General features: G+C 66.0%; 14 protein-coding genes and 1 tRNA gene. 8 read left to right on the top strand and 7 right to left on the bottom strand.

Going from position 1 to position 18766, the window contains the following annotated elements:
• Positions 1 to 50 precede the first annotated feature (50 nt).
• Entirely contained in the window at positions 51 to 377 is a 327-nt protein-coding gene (locus ACTJI5_RS02685) for a UrcA family protein (RefSeq protein WP_440859313.1), read from the bottom strand.
• A 278-nt stretch (positions 378 to 655) separates the two neighbouring features.
• Here ACTJI5_RS02685 and ACTJI5_RS02680 point away from each other — a divergent pair, with 278 nt between their 5' ends.
• The 8 genes from ACTJI5_RS02680 to ACTJI5_RS02645 all read left to right on the top strand — a co-directional run bounded on the left by ACTJI5_RS02680 (position 656) and on the right by ACTJI5_RS02645 (position 10078).
• Entirely contained in the window at positions 656 to 1537 is an 882-nt protein-coding gene (locus ACTJI5_RS02680; RefSeq protein WP_439512008.1) for a glycine--tRNA ligase subunit alpha, read from the top strand.
• Positions 1534 to 3828 carry a glycine--tRNA ligase subunit beta gene (glyS, locus tag ACTJI5_RS02675; protein WP_440859312.1) on the top strand — a complete coding sequence of 765 codons (2295 nt, stop codon included), beginning with the start codon at positions 1534 to 1536 and terminating at the stop codon, positions 3826 to 3828. Before ACTJI5_RS02680 ends, glyS begins: the two co-directional genes overlap by 4 nt.
• A 27-nt stretch (positions 3829 to 3855) precedes the next feature.
• On the top strand, positions 3856 to 4317 hold the full coding sequence (locus tag ACTJI5_RS02670) for a hypothetical protein (protein WP_440859311.1): 462 nt from the start codon (positions 3856 to 3858) through the stop codon (positions 4315 to 4317).
• 87 nt (positions 4318 to 4404) lie between these two features.
• A complete protein-coding gene (ppdK, locus tag ACTJI5_RS02665) occupies positions 4405 to 7065 on the top strand; it encodes a pyruvate, phosphate dikinase (protein ID WP_440859310.1) in 2661 nt (886 codons plus the stop codon).
• A 105-nt stretch (positions 7066 to 7170) separates the two neighbouring features.
• On the top strand, positions 7171 to 7746 hold the full coding sequence (locus tag ACTJI5_RS02660) for a DUF1214 domain-containing protein (protein WP_440859309.1): 576 nt from the start codon (positions 7171 to 7173) through the stop codon (positions 7744 to 7746).
• 1 nt (position 7747) lies between these two features.
• On the top strand, positions 7748 to 8275 hold the full coding sequence (locus ACTJI5_RS02655) for a DUF1254 domain-containing protein (RefSeq protein WP_440859308.1): 528 nt from the start codon (positions 7748 to 7750) through the stop codon (positions 8273 to 8275).
• A gap of 44 nt (positions 8276 to 8319) precedes the next feature.
• Positions 8320 to 8396 (top strand) — tRNA-Arg (locus ACTJI5_RS02650).
• 194 nt (positions 8397 to 8590) lie between these two features.
• On the top strand, positions 8591 to 10078 hold the full coding sequence (locus ACTJI5_RS02645; RefSeq protein ID WP_440859307.1) for a CYTH and CHAD domain-containing protein: 1488 nt from the start codon (positions 8591 to 8593) through the stop codon (positions 10076 to 10078).
• A gap of 65 nt (positions 10079 to 10143) precedes the next feature.
• Here ACTJI5_RS02645 and cobA read toward each other — a convergent pair whose 3' ends face one another.
• From cobA to ACTJI5_RS02615, 6 genes are read right to left on the bottom strand one after another with little or no spacing between them, the layout of a single operon-like run.
• On the bottom strand, positions 10144 to 10923 hold the full coding sequence (gene cobA / locus ACTJI5_RS02640; RefSeq protein WP_440859306.1) for a uroporphyrinogen-III C-methyltransferase: 780 nt from the start codon (positions 10921 to 10923) through the stop codon (positions 10144 to 10146).
• Entirely contained in the window at positions 10913 to 13510 is a 2598-nt protein-coding gene (locus ACTJI5_RS02635) for a molybdopterin-dependent oxidoreductase (protein WP_440859305.1), read from the bottom strand. The genes cobA and ACTJI5_RS02635 overlap by 11 nt, the downstream gene beginning before the upstream one ends.
• On the bottom strand, positions 13510 to 13851 hold the full coding sequence (gene nirD, locus ACTJI5_RS02630; protein WP_310254092.1) for a nitrite reductase small subunit NirD: 342 nt from the start codon (positions 13849 to 13851) through the stop codon (positions 13510 to 13512). The genes ACTJI5_RS02635 and nirD overlap by 1 nt, the downstream gene beginning before the upstream one ends.
• Positions 13848 to 16325 (bottom strand): nitrite reductase large subunit NirB, encoded by a 2478-nt coding sequence (gene nirB / locus ACTJI5_RS02625; protein WP_440859304.1) that lies wholly within the window; start codon positions 16323 to 16325, stop codon positions 13848 to 13850. The genes nirD and nirB overlap by 4 nt, the downstream gene beginning before the upstream one ends.
• Entirely contained in the window at positions 16325 to 17527 is a 1203-nt protein-coding gene (locus tag ACTJI5_RS02620) for a hypothetical protein (RefSeq protein ID WP_440859303.1), read from the bottom strand. Before ACTJI5_RS02620 ends, nirB begins: the two co-directional genes overlap by 1 nt.
• 3 nt (positions 17528 to 17530) lie before the next feature.
• On the bottom strand, positions 17531 to 18766 hold the full coding sequence (locus ACTJI5_RS02615; RefSeq protein WP_440859302.1) for a nitrate/nitrite transporter: 1236 nt from the start codon (positions 18764 to 18766) through the stop codon (positions 17531 to 17533).

The raw sequence follows: 18766 nt of genomic DNA, 5'->3' as shown, positions 1-18766 counted from the left end.
CAGCCGTCACCGGGGAGGCACGGCGCGAGCGAAGCCATCATTTCCGTCGCTTATCGCGCGGCGCTGATCATCAGCAGCGCGAGCTGGGTGCCCTTCTGTGCGCGGGCGATCGCCTGCTTGGTCTGGGGCTCAACGTGGGCAAGGACGTTCGAAAGGCATGCCGACTGGCGCGCATTTTCCGCAGCGCCGCGAAGGCCGGTGTAGCAGAGGCTGCGCGCGGCGCTCTTCAATCGGGTGTCGAGGCGCTCGCGATCCGCCGTGTGGGTCAGGTTCAGATCGTCGATGCGGACTTCGACGGCGGGGTTTCCGGTCTCGGCGGCCATGACGGGCGCAGCAGCGGCGGTGAGCGAGAGCGCGAGGATCAGCGTGCGGGTCATTATGTCTATTCTCCTTGGATCGACTGGTTTTGGTCAGCTCAACCTGTCTTCATGTCAGGTATGCATGACTATATGTCGCGATTCGCTGACTGTGTCAATAACACCTTACAAAAAGTTTTGGAGACCTGACTAAGACGCGCCTTTTCGTCGACGAGCGCGCGGCGGGGAGCCTTGACCATGCGCCGCCGCTAGGCCAATGCGGCGGCGATTTTTGCACCTGCGAAGGAATTGCGGCCGTGGCCGACGGGGCGGACAAGACACCACTCAGTTTTCAGGACATGATCCTGACGCTGCACGCCTATTGGGCGGCGCGCGGTTGCGCGATTTTGCAGCCTTATGACATGCGCGTCGGGGCGGGGACGTTTCACCCGTCGACGACGCTGCGCAGCCTCGGTCCCGAGCCGTGGAATGTCGCCTATGTCCAGCCGAGCCGCCGGCCCACGGACGGCCGATATGGCGAGAACCCGAACCGGCTCCAGCATTATTACCAGTATCAGGTGATCCTGAAGCCGTCGCCCGCCGACCTGCAGGAACAATATCTGGGCAGCCTCGCAGCGATTGGCATCGATCCGCTGCTCCACGACATCCGTTTCGTCGAGGACGATTGGGAAAGCCCGACGCTCGGCGCGTGGGGCTTGGGCTGGGAAGTCTGGTGCGACGGGATGGAAGTCACCCAGTTCACTTATTTCCAGCAAATGGGCGGCTTCGACTGCAAGCCCGTCGCGGGCGAGCTGACCTACGGGCTCGAACGCCTCGCCATGTATATCCAGAATGTCGACAATGTGTACGACCTGCGCTTTTCCGACGCCGTCGGCGATGTGGCGGCGGTCAGCTATGGCGACGTCTTCCTCGAGAATGAAAAGCAGTTCTCGAAATGGAATTTCGAGGTCGCCGACACCGACACCCTGTTCGCGGGCTTCAAGGCAGCAGAGGCCGAATGCCAGCGTGCAATCGAAGCGAACGTGCCGCTCGCGGCCTATGACCAGGCGATCGAGGCGAGCCATTTGTTCAACCTGCTCCAGGCACGCGGCGTGATCAGCGTGCAGGAGCGCGCCAATTACATGGCGCGCGTCCGCGACCTCGCAAAGGGCAGCTGCAAGGCGTGGATCGACAGCCAGTCCGAACGCTGGACCCAAAAATATCCGGGGTGGACGCTGTGACCGACTTTCTTCTCGAACTGCGCAGCGAGGAAATCCCGGCGCGGATGCAGGCCGGCGCGCGCGCCGAACTCGAAAAGCTGTTCCGTGCGCAATTGAGCGCCGCGGGCCTCGAAACGGGCGGCCTCACCATCTGGTCGACCCCGCGCCGCCTCGCGCTGATCGCGCGACACCTCCCCGAAGCGACCGCCGCGGTCAGCGAGGAACTCAAAGGCCCGCGCAGCAGCGCGCCGCCGCAGGCGCTCGAGGGTTTCCTTCGCAAGACCGGCCTGACGCAGGATCAGCTCGAAGACCGCGACGGCGTCTATTTCGCCGTCATCGACAAGCCCGGCCGCGCGACCGCCGAAGTGCTCGCCGAGGCGATCCCCGCGATCGTCCGCGCCTTCGCCTGGCCCAAGTCGATGCGCTGGGGCAAGGAAAGCGCGAGCAGCGAAAGCCTGCGCTGGGTGCGCCCGCTGTCGGGCATCGTCGCGATTTTCGGCGAAGACCTTGTTGCGTGTGAAGTTAGTGGGATTTCGGCGGGTTTCGCGACGCGCGGCCACCGCTTCCACTGCCCGGGCGAGATCACGATCGGCTCGGCTTCCGACTATGCCGAAAAGCTCCGCGCCTGCCACGTCATCGTCGACCATGAAGAACGCCAGTCGATCATCCGCGACGGCGCCGCCAAGGCCGCGGCCGACGCCGGGCTGACGCTCGTCGAGGATGAGGGGCTGGTGATCGAGAACGCCGGCCTCACCGAATGGCCGGTGCCGCTGCTGGGCCGCTTCGACGAAGCCTTCCTCGAAGTGCCGCCCGAGGTCATCCAGCTGACGGCGCGCGTGAACCAGAAATATTTCGTCGTGAACGGCGCGGGCGGCAAGCTCGCCAACGGCTTCGTCTGCACCGCGAATATCGACGCGGTCGATGGCGGCGCCGAGATCGTCGCCGGCAACCGCAAGGTCCTCGCCGCGCGCCTGTCCGACGCGCGCTTCTTCTGGGAACAGGACCAGAAGAAGACGCTCGCTCAGCACGCGGAGAAGCTGGCAAACATCACCTTCCACGAAAAGCTTGGCACCGTTGCCGACAAGGTCGAGCGCGTCGCGAAGCTCGCCGAATGGCTCGCAAGCGAAGGCATCGTCCCGAACTGCGACCCCGCGCTCGCGCGGCAGGCCGCGGAATTGGCGAAAGCCGACCTCGTCACCGAAATGGTCGGCGAGTTCCCCGAACTGCAGGGTCTGATGGGCGGCTACTACGCCCGCGCCGAAGGTCTGCCCGATGCGGTCGCCGACGCGATCCGCGACCACTACAAGCCAGTCGGGCAGGGCGATGACGTGCCGACCGCGCCGGTGACGGTGGCTGTGGCGCTGGCGGATAAACTGGATACACTTGTTGCCTTCTTCGCCATTGGAGAGAAGCCAACGGGATCAAAAGATCCCTTCGCTTTGCGCCGCGCGTCGCTCGGCATCCTCGCCTTGCTGCTGTCGAACGATATTCGTGTCTCTCTTGATGACCTTTCCGTTCAGGCAAGCACTTTGATTGTCACTCAGAACCTCGAACAGGTGGCCCGCGACGATAAGGGAGCGAAAAAAGTGCTCGCCGTAATTGGGAAGGCGCAGGAATCAGACGATGCCGACGGGTTCGTAAGGGAAGCAGCCCGGGAACTTGTCGAGCGCTCAAAGAAATACAATCTAATGGTTCCTCGGGTGAGGCCGGAAACTCGGGCGAAGCTGGAAATATTTGCTTCCTTCCCTGAGGATTTTGACGAGGTTGTACTTCAATTCTTTGTTGACCGGCTCAAGGTCCAGCAACGCGAAGCCGGCGTCCGTCACGACCTGATCGACGCGGTGTTTGCGCTCGGGGGTGAGGATGATCTCGTCCGCCTGCTCGCACGCGTGAAGACGCTGCAGGCGTTCATGGCGACCGACGACGGCACCAACCTGCTCGCGGGTTACAAGCGCGCGGCGAATATTCTGAAGCAGGCGGATATTTCCGTCGCCCCCGCGAAGGCGGGGCCCGCTGGAGGTAGTGCGCCCACGGCAACGGCCCCCGCCTTCGCGGGGGCGACGGATGTGGATCGGGCGCTGCTTACCGCACTCGACACCGCCGAGCCCGCAGCCTCCGCCGCGGTCGCCGACGAACGCTTCACCGACGCGATGGCCGCGCTCGCCAGCCTCCGCGCCCCGATCGACGCTTTCTTCGACGGCGTAATGGTCAACGACCCCGACGAAGCGGTCCGCACCTATCGCCTCGGTCTGCTGTCGCGCTTCACCGGCGCGGTGCACGGCGTCGCCGATTTCTCGAAGATCGAGGGATAGGCGCGGCTGCGCGCGGGAAGGGGTGCCATGAACGAAACGCATCTCGTCTGGATTTTTGCGGTCGGTTTTCCGCTGTTCTTTGTCGCGATGTGGCTGCTCGTTACGCGCGTCCTGTCGTTCGTGGGGTGGTCGAAATATCTGCCTGCCTTCGCGTGGGATCGCCCGATCCCCGCCGATGCGCGGCGCTTTTCGTGGGCGACGATGGTCATCGGCCGCTTTCCGGGGGGCGTCAGCTACAAGAATGCGATGAACGTCTGGCTCGACCAGCGCGGCATCTATCTTCGCCCGCCGCTCTTCTTTCGGATGTTTCACCCGCCGCTGCACATTGGCTGGGACCAGATCGCGGCGATCGAGCCGCGCAAGACGCTGTGGATCAAAGCCTGGTCGCTCGCCTTTCGTCGCGACGTGCCGATTTTAACCTTCGGCGGCGGCGCTGGGCAGGCAATTTTCGATCATTGGCAGGCCCGTCATGGAGGCAGGCCAGCCTGACACCGCTAAAGCAAAACTGAGTCGACCCGGTTGCGGTTCGACCCTATTCCCCCGCCCACCTCCTCCCCGGGGCAGCAGGAGCATATGATGACGAATATGGTGCATTTGTTCGGCGGCGCGGCCACGACGGCCGAACGCTCGAAGGAATTGCTGGGCGGCAAAGGGTCGAACCTTGCCGAAATGGCCTCGATCGGCCTGCCGGTGCCCCCGGGCTTTACGATCACCACCGACGTCTGCACCGCTTATTATGCGAATGGCGAAAAATTCCCCGCGGGCCTGATCGAAGAGGTTGCCGCGGGCATCGCGCATATCGAAGGTATCACCGGCAAGAAATTCGGCGACCCCGCCGATCCGCTGCTCGTCTCGGTCCGTTCGGGCGCGCGCGTGTCGATGCCGGGGATGATGGACACCGTGCTCAACCTCGGGCTCAACGACAAGACCGTCGTCGGCCTGTCCGACGCGTCGGGCGACCCGCGTTTCGCGTGGGACAGCTATCGCCGTTTCGTCCAGATGTACGCCGACGTCGTCATGGGCCTCGACCATGCCGAGTTCGAGGAAGCACTGGAAATCGCGAAGGAGGACAAGGGCTTCTACCTCGATACGGAGATGTCGGCTGAAGACTGGCAGGCGCTGGTCAAGGAATATCAGGCGATCGTCGAGCGCGAGACCGGCGCGCCCTTCCCGCAGGAACCGAACGACCAGCTGTGGGGCGCGGTCGGTGCGGTGTTTGCGAGCTGGGAAAGCGACCGCGCGAAAGTCTATCGCCGCCTGAACTCGATCCCCGCCGAATGGGGCACCGCGGTCAATATCCAGGCGATGGTGTTCGGCAATATGGGCGATACCTCGGCGACGGGCGTCGCGTTCACGCGCGACCCCGCGACCGGCGAGCGCGCCTGGTACGGCGAATGGCTGATCAACGCGCAGGGTGAGGATGTCGTCGCGGGCATCCGCACGCCGCAATATCTGACGAAGGTCGCGCGCGAAAAGGCGGGCGCCAAACCGGCGTCGATGGAAGAGGCGATGCCCGAGACCTTCACCGAGCTCGGCCGCGTCTTCGACACGCTCGAAACCCATTATCGCGACATGCAGGACATCGAGTTCACCGTCGAACGCGGGACGCTGTGGATGCTGCAGACGCGTTCGGGCAAGCGCACCGCGAAGGCGGCGCTCAAGATCGCGGTCGATATGGCCGCCGAAGGGCTGATCACCGAAGAAGAAGCCGTCGGCCGCGTCGATCCGGGCGCGCTCGACCAGCTTCTCCACCCGACGCTCGACCCGAAGGCGCCGCGCGACGTGCTCACCAAGGGGCTTCCCGCAAGCCCCGGCGCGGCGTCGGGCAAGATCATGTTCACCGCCGATGGCGCTGAAAAGGCAGCCGAAATGGGCGAAGCCGTGATTCTCGTCCGCGTCGAAACTTCGCCCGAAGATATTCACGGCATGCACGCCGCAAAGGGCATCCTGACCGCGCGCGGCGGCATGACGTCACACGCGGCGGTGGTCGCGCGCGGCATGGGCCGTCCCTGCGTCTCGGGCGCCGGCGGGCTGTCGATCGACGGCGCGGCGCGCATCCTGCGCGTCGGCGGGCGTGAGCTGCGCGAGGGCGACATCCTGACGCTCGACGGGTCGACCGGCGAAGTGATGGCGGGCGAAGTCCCGACCTTGCTTCCCGAACTGGTCGGCGACTTCGGCACGCTGATGGTATGGGCCGACAAGGTCCGCCGCATGAAGGTGCGCGCCAATGCCGAAACCCCGCAGGATGCGCAGGTCGCGCGCGATTTTGGCGCCGAGGGCATTGGCCTCTGCCGCACCGAGCATATGTTCTTCGACGCCGCGCGCATCACCGCGGTGCGCGAGATGATCCTCGCCGATAGCGAAGCCGGCCGCCGCGCCGCGCTCGCCAAGCTGCTGCCTGAACAGCGCGGCGACTTTGCCGCGATCTTTGGGGTGATGGCGGGGCTTCCCGTCACGATCCGCCTGCTCGATCCGCCGCTCCATGAATTCCTGCCGACGCGCGAAGAGGATTTCGCCGATGTCGCCGAGGCTGCGGGGGTGGGGATCGAGGCATTGAAGGCGCGTGCGAACGAGCTGCACGAATTCAACCCGATGCTCGGTCATCGCGGATGCCGTCTCGGCGTCACCTACCCCGAAATCTACGAGATGCAGGCGCGCGCGATCTTCGAGGCGGCGTGCGACGTCGCCGCCGAAACCGGCGCTGCGCCGATCCCCGAGGTGATGATCCCGCTCGTCGCAACGCGCCGCGAATTCGACCTGATGAAGGCGGTGGTCGATGCGCAGGCGAAGGCTGTGTTCGCCGAAAAGGGCCGCGAGATCGCCTATCTCGTCGGCACGATGATCGAGCTGCCGCGCGCCGCGCTGATGGCCGGAGAAATCGCCGAGAGTGCCGAATTCTTCTCGTTCGGCACCAACGACCTCACGCAGACGACGATCGGCATCAGCCGCGACGACGCGGGCCGCTTCCTGACGCAATATGTCGACAAGGGCATTTTCCTGACCGACCCGTTCGTCAGCCTCGATGTCGAGGGCGTCGGGCAGCTGATCGAGATCGCCGCCGATCGCGGCCGCAAGACGCGCCCCGACGTCAAGCTCGGCATCTGCGGCGAGCATGGCGGCGACGCGCCGAGCATCCATTTCTGCGAAAAGACGGGCCTCGACTATGTCAGCGCCTCGCCTTACCGTGTCCCCATCGCCCGGCTCGCGGCTGCTCAGGCTGCGCTGAAGCGGGGGTAATTCCTGACTTCGTCATCCCGGCGAAGGCCGGGATCTCACCCTCGCGTCATCATGCAACGGCGATACCCCGGCCTTCGCCGGGGTGACGACGAAGGGGGAACGCGCATGAAGGGCTGGCACCGCTATACGATCACCTTGGTGGGCGGATTGGCGGTGGGGCTCGGCGCGGCCTGGGCCATAACCGGCGGCGGCCTCAGTGGCGGCGCGATCGTCAATGGCCCGTGGACGACCTCGCTCGGCTTTGGCACCAAGGCAACGGACCCGATCACGCGCGCGGCGGTGGCGCGCGCGGGTCTGCTTGCGCTCCCCGCAAAGGAAACCGTCTATTGGTCGGCGAAGACCGACGCCGCAGGCGCGCCACTCGACGGCAATTGCCGTTACAGCCTGTCGGGCACGCCGCTCGACGCGCGCTGGTGGAGCGTCACCATCTATGACGAGGCGGGCTATCTCGTTGCGAACCCGGCAAACATCTGGTCGGTGAACGGCGCCAATGTCGCGCTCGATGCCAAGGGCGAATGGCGCGTCACAATCGCCCCGACAAAGCCCGCGGAAGGGGCTTGGTTGCCCGGAACCAAGGGCCAGCCCTTTCACCTGACCCTGCGCATGTACAACCCCGGCAAGGCGTTCCGCGCCGACCCCGCCAAAGCCGTGCTCCCGCAAATCGTGAAGGAGGGCTGCTGAGATGCGCAGCTGGCTCGGCCCGCTCGCCCTAGGCCTGATCGTCGCGGTGGCCACCGCCTATGCGGCGATCTGGGCGATTCCCTATGGCCTGATGAATGTCGCGATCGATCGGCTGGGGCAGGGCGGCGTCAACACCATGTCCTATGGCAACCTCGCGACGCCCGAGCGCCAGCCGGTCGTGCGGCCCAGCCCCGACCTCGCTTATTCGAGCTGTCCCTATGACCTTTCGGGCGGCCCGATCGCGATCGACGTCACGCCGGTTCCGGGCCGCTATACATCGCTCAGCATCTTTGACGCCGCGACCGACGTCATTTTCGTGCGCAACGATGTCGAGGCGGGCGGCAAGCCGTTTCGAATCATCGTCGCGCGCGCGGGACAGGCCGTGCCCAAAGGCGCCGAAATCGTCCGCACGGACCATGATCATGGCATCGCGCTGATCCGTCTTTTGCTGAAAGAGCCCGCGGAAATCGGCGGGCTCGACGCGATCCGCCGCCAATCGTCGTGCGGAACGGTCACAAAGCTGAAATAGGGGGTTGCGCCCCCGCGCGACGGGTCTTAAAGGCGCCTCTCCACGCACCCGTAGCTCAGCTGGATAGAGCATCAGACTACGAATCTGAGGGTCGGACGTTCGAATCGTTCCGGGTGCGCCATTTCCTTCCTGCCATGGTCCGATGCTGTCGGATGAGCGGGTTTTCCATATCCTTGCACGACGAAACGGGCTTCGGACGAGCGGCCGTGCCCGATCTTTCAGCTGGCCGCATATTGCGATAAACAGGCTGCTTATCGCCGGATCGTCAAATTTTCAGGATAGGTCCGATATGCGGCGTCCGTTGCGCACGCGAAGGTGACGATCGAACCGATCTTTCCGGAGAATATGCAGATGGCGGACGAGGTCGAGCTGAAACTCGAAATTGCGAGCGAAGACGCCGGAAAATTCGAGGTGTCGGGTTTGTTGGCGGGCGCCCCCAAAAAGATGCGGCAGATATCGACCTATTTCGACACGCCCGATCATGACGTCGCCAACGCGGGCTTTTCGCTTCGTATCCGCCGTTCGGGCAAGAAGCGTGTCCAGACGATCAAGGCGGACGGCGGCAGTGCTGCCGGTCTCTTCATCCGATCCGAATGGGAGCGCGCGGCGGAAAATGACACACCGGTCCTCGATTTTGCCACGCCGCTTCCCTCGCTGCTCGGCGACAAGATCGATGCCATCGCGCCAGCTTTCGAGGTGGAGATCGACCGCCAGAGCTGGACCATCGACGAGAGCGGCGCAACGATCGAACTGGTGCTCGACCGCGGCGACGTCGTGGTCGGCGAGCGCCGGTCGCCGGTGTGTGAGATCGAGCTTGAGCTGAAGTCCGGCGATCCTGCCGCGCTGTTTGCTTTCGCGCGCCGGATCGACGCGGTCGTGCCGATACGCCTTGGCGTCCTCAGCAAGTCGGAGCGCGGCTATCGGCTCACCGGAGCGGCCCCGGCGCGGGTTACGGCCGAAACGGTGATACTCGCCGGCGACACGACCGCGGCACAGGCGCTTGGGCAGATCATGCAATCATGCATCCGGCAGTTCCGGCTCAACGAGGCGCTTTTGCTCGCGAACCGGAACACCGAAGCCTTGCATCAGGCGCGCGTCGCGCTACGCCGCCTTCGATCGGCCTTCGCGATCTTCAAGCCGATGATCGGGGACGCGGGCATCGATTTGCGCACGGAATTGCGCTGGCTGGCGTCGGAACTGGGCAAGGTGCGCGATCTCGACGTGCTCCTGAAGCGTGCCGAGGGCGGACCGCTGCACGACCGGATCGCGACGATGCGCGAGGCCGCTTATGATAATGTGTGCGAAATTCTCTCGTCCGCGCGGGCGCGCCGGCTCATGCTCGAGGTGACGGCGTGGATTGCGGCGTCGGATTGGTCGGGGACGGCGGACGGTGAACGCGAAGGCAATCGACCGGCGCGGGACTTCGCCGCCCGGGCGCTCGACCGCTATCGGCGAAAGGTGAAGCGCAAGGGGCGTAATCTGGCCAGTCTCGATGACGATGCGCGGCACGAGGTGCGCAAGAGCGCGAAGAAGCTACGTTACGCAGCGGAATTCTTTGCCGGCCTGTTCGAGCGCAAGAGCGAGAAACGCCGGCACAAACGCTTCGTCAAGGCACTCGAAGCGCTGCAGGACCAGCTCGGCGCGCTCAACGATCTTGCGGCCGCCCCCGAGCTGCTGACAAGGCTTGGCATCGCGGAAAGCCCCGGCGCGGCCGAATTGATGGCACATGGCAAGAAGGGACGGCTCATCGAAACGGCCGCCGATGCGCATGAGGATTTCGTCGATACCAAGCGATTCTGGTAGTCGCGCGGTATCGGACGGGACGATCGAACGCCCCTGGTTGCGAGCGCGAAGCCGCTCAATCGATGCTAAAGCGCGCTGTCGGCAGCCGTCGCACGAGCTTTTGCCGGCATGGCAAGCGCAACCGCGGCCCCGACCAGGATGAGCGTCGGGGCGTCGTTCGCCAGCGCGCGCGTTGCAAGGCCGAGCAGGTCGAGGCGCGTCGTGAGCCGCTGCTCGTCGGCGCGGCTGACGTTGCAAGCGATCATCACGGGCATATCGCCCGGCATGCCCGCGCCGATGAGGCCGCGGGCGATCTCGGGCGCCGCGTCGCGCCCCATGTAGAAGGCAAGGGTCGATCCGCAGCGGGCGAGCGAGTTCCAGTCGATGTCGAGCGCCGCGCCGCGGCGGCTGTGTGCGGTGACAAAACGGACATCGCGCGCGACGCCGCGGAGCGAGAGCGATATTTTCGCCGACGCTGCGACGGCGCTCGCCGCGGTAATGCCGGGGCAGACGAAAACGGGATAGCCCGCCATGTGCAAGGCGGCGATTTCTTCGGTCGAACGGCCGAATAGTGAAGGATCGCCGCCCTTCAGGCGCACGACGCGCTTGTCCGCCGCGGCGGCGGCCACCAGCAGAGCGTCGATCTCCTGCTGATCCTTCGAATGGCGACCCGAACGCTTGCCGACGCTCATGCGTTCGGCGCCCGGCGGGATGAGGTCGAGAACGGCGGGGCCGACAAGCGCGTCGTGGAATATGATGTCGGCGCGTTCGATGAGGTGGATCGCCTTGCGCGTCAAAAGGTCGGGGTCGCCGGGGCCGGCACCCACGAGCCAGACCGTGCCGGGCGGAAAATCGTCAGGCTGCATCGCTCGTCTCCTCTGCCAATATGCGGGCGAGCGCCGGGCGGCACGATCCGCAGTTGGTTCCCGCGCCGATCGCGCCGCCGATGGCGGCGACGTCGGCAAGCTGCTGGTTGCGGATGACCGAGGCGATCGTCTTCAATCCGATATCGAAGCAGACGCAGATGATTGGACCGCGGTCGGCCTGGACGCCCGGCGCCCGACCGGCGAGCAGCGTCGGCGCGACGTCAGGGGCCGAAAGCTGCGCGATCAGCCAGTCGCGCGGGGGAAGCTCGCCGCTTTCGGTCACGAACAGCGCGCCGGCGAGACGCCCCCCAGTGACGACCGCGACGCGGCGTGTTCCGCGCGCGCTGTCCTGCGCTTCGATCCGTTCGCCGCGCGGGAGCAGCGCTTCGATGCGCTTGAGGTCGCCGTTGCCGGCGAGTTCCCAGAGCACCCCCGCGGGCACCGCAACGCGGGTCGCCCACAGGCAGGCGGGCCGTTCGTCGAGTTCGTTCGCGAGCAACAGGAAACCGCGCCATTTCGTCGCGACCGGCGCGATCGCGGCGGGGGTGCGTTTGAAGCCCGGCTGCCCCGACACGGGGTCGACGAGCGGGCGCGGGAGGAGCCCGGTGCGACCGCCGCTCGAGGTGCGGTCGGTCCAGTGGATCGGGACGAACAGCTCGCCGCGCCGCTGGCCATCCGAAACGACGATGCGATACACGCTCTCGCCCTGCGGGGTTTCGACGCGCGCGAGCCCGCCGTCGGCAAGCCCGAGCCGCGCGGCGTCATCGGGATGGACCTCGACCAGCGGCTCCTCGCGATGACGCGCAAGCTTTGGCGCGAGGCCGGTGCGTGTCATCGTATGCCACTGATCGCGATAGCGGCCGGTGTTGAGCGTCAACGGCCATTTCGCAAGCGGTTCGGGCAGGGGCTTTTGCGCCACCGGCACAAGCCGCGCGCGTCCGTCTGCGGTCGAAAAGCGGCCGTCGGCAAAGGTCTGATCGCCGCCCCAGCGAAAGGGCATCATGTCGTCATAGGCGGCATTGCCGCCCTGCGCGGCGCCGGGGAGCGCGAAGAGGCGCGCGCCGTCATTGTCATAGGTCGACAGGCGGCAATGCTCGCGCCAGATGTCGGCCGGACGGTCATAGCTGAAGGCAGTCTTCCAGCCCATGCGCCGCGCGACTTCCTTGATGATCCACCAATCGGGCATCGCTTCGCCAGGCAGCGGAAACAGTGCGCGCTGGCGGCTGATCGTGCGGTCGCTGTTGGTGACGGTGCCATCTTTCTCGCCCCACGCGGCGGCGGGAAGGCGGACATGCGCAAAGGCGCCGGTGTCGGTCTGTTCGATCACGTCGCTGACGACGACGAAGGGACAGGCGGCGAGGGCTTCGCGCACGCGGTTCGCGTCGGGCATCGACACGGCGGGGTTGGTCGCCATCACCCACAACGCCTTGATGCGGCCCTCGCCGACCGCGCGGAACAGGTCGACGGCCTTCAGTCCGGGCTTCTCCGCCATCGCCGGCGCGGCCCAGAAGCGCTGGACGCGGTCGCGGTTTTCGGGCGCGAAATCCATGTGCGCGGCAAGCGTCGAGGCGAGCCCGCCGACCTCGCGCCCGCCCATCGCATTCGGCTGGCCGGTGATCGAAAAGGGCGCGGCGCCGGGTTTGCCGATGCGTCCGGTGGCGAGATGGAGGTTGGTTATCGCATTCACTTGGTCGGTGCCTGACGTCGACTGGTTGATCCCCTGGCTGAACATCGTCACCGTGCGCGGCGTTGCGGCGAACAGCTCATAGAAACGCCTGAGGTCGGCGACGGGCACGTCGCACGCGCGCGCCACCGACCACAGGTCATTCCCCTCTCCAAGCTGGTCCCAGAAATTGTCAGGCACCGCGACATGTGCGGCGAGATAATCGTCGTCGACCACGCCCGCCTCGCGGCAATATTGCAGGAGGCCGTTCATCAGCGCGACGTCGCTGCCGGGGCGGATCGCGACATGGAGGTCGGCCTCCTCGGCGGTTTCGGTGCGGCGCGGGTCGATCACGACGAGCTTTGCGCCCGCTTCGCAACGCGCGCGGATGCGCTGATAGACGATCGGGTGGCACCAGGCGGTGTTGCTGCCGACGAGGACGATCAGGTCGGCAGCGTCGAGATCGTCGTAGGTCGCGGGGACGATATCCTCGCCAAAGGCGCGCGTATGGCCCGCGACCGCGCTCGACATGCAGAGCCGCGAATTGGTGTCGATATTCGCGGTGCCGATGAAGCCCTTCATCAGCTTGTTCGCGACATAATAATCCTCGGTGAGCAATTGCCCCGAGACGTAGAAGGCGACGCTGTTCGGGCCGTGACGCGCGATCGTTTCCTTGAAACGCTTCGCGACGAGGTCGAGCGCCTTGTCCCAGCTCGCGCGCTTCTTGCCGATCATGGGCGTGAGCAGACGACCTTCGAGCCCGACGGTTTCGCCAAGATGCGTGCCCTTCGAGCAAAGGCGCCCACGGTTGGCGGGGTGGTCGGGATCGCCTTCGATCGTTACCGTCCGCTCGCCCGTCACCGTCGCGCGGATGCCGCAGCCGACGCCGCAATAGGCGCAGGTGGTGCGGACCGCTTCGCTCATCAGGCCGCGGCCTTCAATGTGCTCGCGCGGCAGATGAGTACCCGGCCGGCGTCGATCTTGACCGGCACCGTCGGCGTGCAGCCCTTGTCATCGCCGAGCGCCTCGCCGGTCGACAGGCTGATCCGCCAATTGTGCAAGGGGCAGGCGACCGCGCCCCCGTGGACGATGCCCTGGCTCAGCCGCCCATGCTTGTGCGGGCAGCGGTCGCGCAGCGCGAAGACCTTGCCTTCGGCGGTGCGGAAGACGGCGATATCATCGCCGCCTTCGACCTGCACAGTGCGGCTGCCGCGCACGGGGATCTGGTCGACCCAGCCGATGTCGAGCCATTCTGCGGTCGTCATGCGAGTTCCTCCTGCGGGGTGAAGCGCGCCATCGGCGCATGATGTTCGCGTTCGGCACCCTCGGCGCGCTGTGCCCACGGGTCGTCCTGCGAAAAGCTCTGGGCATAAAGGAAGCGCGCGCGCAGTGCCTCGCGGCCCGCGGGGTCGTCGGCGATCCGCGCCTTCACATAATCGACCCCGACGCGTTCGATCCACGGCGCGGTACGTTCGAGGTAGCGCGCCTCCTCGCGGTAGAGCTGGATGAAGGCGGCGCAATAATCCATCGCCTCCTGCTCGGTCGCGACCTTGCAAAGCAGGTCGGTGGCACGGACATGGATGCCGCCGTTGCCGCCGACGTGCAGCTCGTAACCGCTGTCGACGCAGACGATGCCGAAATCCTTGATCGTCGCCTCGGCGCAATTGCGCGGGCAGCCCGACACCGCGATCTTGAACTTGTGCGGCATCCAGCTGCCCCAGCTCATCCGCTCGATCTTGACGCCGAGGCCGGTCGAATCCTGCGTGCCGAAGCGGCACCATTCGGACCCGACGCACGTCTTCACCGTGCGGAGCGACTTGCCGTAAGCGTGGCCCGAGACCATGCCGGCGGCATTGAGGTCGGCCCAGACCGCGGGCAGATCCTCCTTCTTGATTCCGAAGATGTCGAGCCGCTGGCCGCCGGTGACCTTGACCATCGGCGCATTGAACTTCTCGACGACATCGGCGATCGCGCGCAACTCGGTCGGGTTGGTGAGCCCGCCCCACATGCGCGGCACGACCGAATAGGTGCCGTCCTTCTGGATGTTGGCGTGCATCCGCTCGTTGACGAAGCGGCTCTGCTGGTCGTCGACATAGTCGCCGGGAAGCGCACAGAGCAGATAATAGTTGAGCGCCGGGCGGCACGACGAACAGCCGTCGGGGGTCGTCCAGTGCAGCTTCTGCATCACTTCGGGGATCGAGCGCATGGCCTGCGCGACGATCTCACGCCGGACGTCGTCATGGCCGAAGCTCGTGCATTTACACATCGTCTTGGGCCCCGCCTGGACATCGTCGCCGAGCGTCAGCGCGAGGAGATTCTCGACCAGGCCGGTGCAGCTGCCGCAGCTCGCCGACGCCTTGCAGGTGCCGCGCACCGCGTCGAGGCTGTGCGCCCCCTTGGCGATGCACGACACGACCTGGCCCTTGGTGACGCCGTTGCAGCCGCAGATCTCGGCATCATCCGAGAGCGCTGCAACGGCCGCCTTAGGGTCCGCCGCGCCCCCTCCTGAGGCGAAGGACTGGCCGAAGATCAGCAGGTCGCGAAGCTCGGAGACATCCTCCTGCTTCTTGAGCAGGTCGAAATACCAGCTGCCGTCGGCGGTATCGCCATAGAGCACCGCGCCGACGATCCGGTCGTCCCTGACGATAACGCGCTTGTAGACGCCGCGGCTCGCGTCGCGCAGCACGATGTCCTCGCACCCGTCGCCGCCCGAAAAATCGCCCGCCGAAAAGACGTCGATTCCCGACACCTTGAGCTTGGTCGAGGTGACCGAGCCGCGATAGCCCGTCGGCTGCTCGACGAGTCCGTCGGCGAGGCTGCGGCACATGTCCCACAGCGGCGCGACGAGGCCGTAGACCTGCCCGTCATGCTCGACGCATTCGCCCACCGCGAGCACCGCGGGGTCGCTGGTGACCATATGGTCGTCGACCTGGATGCCGCGCCCGACCGCGAGTCCGGCGTCGCGGGCAAGCGCGACCGAGGGACGGATGCCGACTGCCATCACGACGAGGCTGGCGGGGATCAGCGTTCCGTCCTTGAGTTTCACCCCCTCGACCTTGCCGTCGCCGACGATCTCGGCGGTGTCGGCGCCGGTCAGGATCGTCTGGCCGCGGCCTTCCAATGCCTGCTTGAGCAGCCAGCCAGCCGCCTCGTCGAGCTGGCGTTCCATCAAGGTCGGCATCAGGTGAATGACGGTGACCTTCATCCCGCGGAGCGAAAGCCCGTGCGCGGCTTCGAGCCCGAGCAGCCCGCCGCCGATGACGACCGCATCGCCGCCCGCATCCGCGGCCGCGAGCATTGTGTCGACATCGTCCATGTCGCGAAACGCGATCACCCCGGGCAGGTCCTTACCCGGCACCGGGATGATGAAGGGATCGGAGCCGGTCGCGATCAGCAGCCGGTCATAGCTTTCGGTCGAGCCGCCGCGCGTCGTTACCGTCTTCGCGGCGCGGTCGATCTGCGCGACCGGGTCGCCTGCGACCAGCGCAATGCCTTTCGCCGCATACCATTCGGCGTCGTTGATGACGATGTCGTCGAAGCTCTTCTCGCCCGCGAGCACGGGGGACAGCATGATGCGATTGTAGTTGACCCGCGGCTCGGCGCCGAAGATCGTCACGCGGTAGCGCGCCGGATCGCGCGCGAGCAATTCCTCGACCGCGCGGCATCCGGCCATGCCGTTGCCGATGACGACCAGATGGTCGCGCGTGTCGGCGTCGGTCTTGATGGGGCGGTGTTCCATTAAATCGTCCAGTCCAGTTGCAGCCAGAATTTGTCGGTATCGGTGGCGAAAGTGTTGGCGTCGTAATGCGCGTAGCGCGCCGCGGCGGTGACCTTGCCGAGCTTCGCGCTCGCGAGCAGATTGATCTCGTCGCCATAGGAGCGGCTCGCGCGGTCGCTTCGATAGTCGTGGTACGCGGCTTGCAGCGTGACGGCCTTGAGCGGACCGACCGCCTTCCAGCTCCATCCTGTGCTTGCGTACAGGTCGCGGACGCCGTCGGGCGGGGTGGTCAGGAACTTGTCGGCCCAGCCCTGGAACTTGAAACCCGTCGCGAGCGGTGTCTGGAAACTGGTGAGCGCGGTTCCGTCGTCGGCGCCGAGTATCTCGTACCCGACGCCGACCCGGGGGCCTCCGAAATCGACCGCCATGTCGGCGAGATAATAGTCGGCGCCGTAATTGTTGGGATTGCGATGCCAGTCCGACTGGCGCGCATAGCTCAGCTGGTAAGCGATCTTAGCCTTGCCGAGCGCCTGCGTTCCGTCGAGCCGGACGCCATAGCTCTGGCTCGACAGGCGGAAGCCCTGCATCGCCGCCTCGTCCTGGTCGACGAGATAGACAAAGGTCGAGAGTTTGCCGATCGGGGTCTGGGTGCTGAGGTTGCCGAAGACATTGTCGCCCGACACAGCCTGTTGCCGCGGCCCGGTGCCGTCGATGCCCCAGATCGTCCGCACGCTCCACGCATAGGCGAGGTCGGCCTTCACGCCCTTTAGCGGCGTGATCTCGGCCCGCACCGCGTCGAAGCTCTGGCCGTTCTGGCGAAAGCCGACGCTGCCGACGAAACGCTCGTCGTCGAAGCCGAGCCGCTGGCGCCCCGCGGTGAGCGCGAAGACGGGCGACGCATAGCGGATTTGCGCGCGGGTGAGGGCTATATTGTCGGGATCGGCGATCAGCGGGCGCGTCGCGGCGCCGTGGAGACCGTCGAAATAGTCGTCGACGATCGCGAGGTTGCCTTGCCCCTCGACCAGCGTCGACCAGCTGCCGGCCTTGGCCTCGACCCCGGCGCGGACGCGGAGCGTCAGGGCTTCGGCGTCGGCGGGCAGGCCGTCCTGATCGACCTGCTCATAGCGCAGGCGCGCTTCGCCCATCGGCTTCAGGACGATATCCTGTGCCTGCGCGACCCCGGCGGGCGCGAGTGTGGCCAGGAAGATGAGGGTGCGCGTCATCGATCAGATCCGCACGCCTTCGGCCGCGCCCCACGTCCGGCGCCACTGGCCCTTGACGAAGAGCAGCGCGACCAGCGCGACCACCGCAAGGCCGGCGAAGATATAGAAACCCGGGGCGAAGGTGCCCGCCCATTGCTTGGCGAAGCCGAGCGAGGAGGCGAGGTAGAAACCGCCGACCCCGCCCGCCATGCCGACAAGCCCGGTCATTACGCCGATTTCGGCCGAAAAGCGCTGCGGCACGAGCTGGAAGACCGAGCCATTCCCGGTGCCGAGCGCGAGCATCGCGATCACGAACAGGCCGAGCGCGGCTGGCAGCGTGTCGGCCTGCGGCACCCCGGCAATCGCCAGCGCCGCGACGACGAAGACCATCATCAGCGCTTTCACTCCGCCGATCCGGTCGGCGAGCGCGCCGCCCATCGGACGCACGAGCGATCCGGCGAAGACGCAGCCCGCGGTGCAATAACCCGCCATCACCGGGGTCAGGTGGAACTGGTCGGTGAAATAGATCGGCAGCGACGCCGCGAGCCCGACGAAGCCGCCAAAGGTCACCGCGTAAAAGGCCATTAGCCACCAGGCGTCGGCGGTCTTGAGCGGTTCGAAATAATGAGCCAGCTTCTTCGGTGCTGGCGCGTTCGGCGCGTCCTTCGCCATCGCGAGATAGACGAAGAAGACAATCGTCAGCGGGATGCACGCAAGTCCGAGCACGGCGTTCCAGCCGAACAGCTTGGCGAGCCCGGGTGCGAAAAGCGCGGCAAGCACAACGCCCGAATTGCCCATGCCGGCGAGGCCCATCGCTTTGCCCTGATGCTCGGGCGGATACCAGCGGCTGGCGAGGGGCAATGCGATGGCGAAACTCGCGCCCGCGAAGCCGAGGATGATGCCCAGCGCGAGCGTGCCGGCAAAACTAGAAACCCCCATCGCCCACGCGGAAAACAGCCCGGCGATGACGATGATCTGGCTGATCGCGCCCGACCGCTTCGGCCCGATGCGGTCGACGAGCAGGCCGTTGACGACGCGGAGCAACGCGCCCGCCAGTGTCGGCACCGCAACCATCAGCCCCTTTTGCGCCGGGGTGAGCCCGAGGTCTTCAGAAATCGCGGGGGCGAGCGGCCCGAGGATGACCCACACCATGAAGGCGAGGTCGAAATAGAGAAAGGCCGCGACCAGTGTCGGCCAGTGGCCGCTGGCCCAGAAGTTCGATTTTGCTCCGGCGCTGGCGCCGTTCATCATGTCCGTCAT

It is taken from the genome of Sphingopyxis sp. 22461 (genome assembly GCF_052044915.1).
Taxonomy (GTDB): domain Bacteria; phylum Pseudomonadota; class Alphaproteobacteria; order Sphingomonadales; family Sphingomonadaceae; genus Sphingopyxis.
This window is presented reverse-complemented; position numbering and strand designations above follow the sequence as displayed.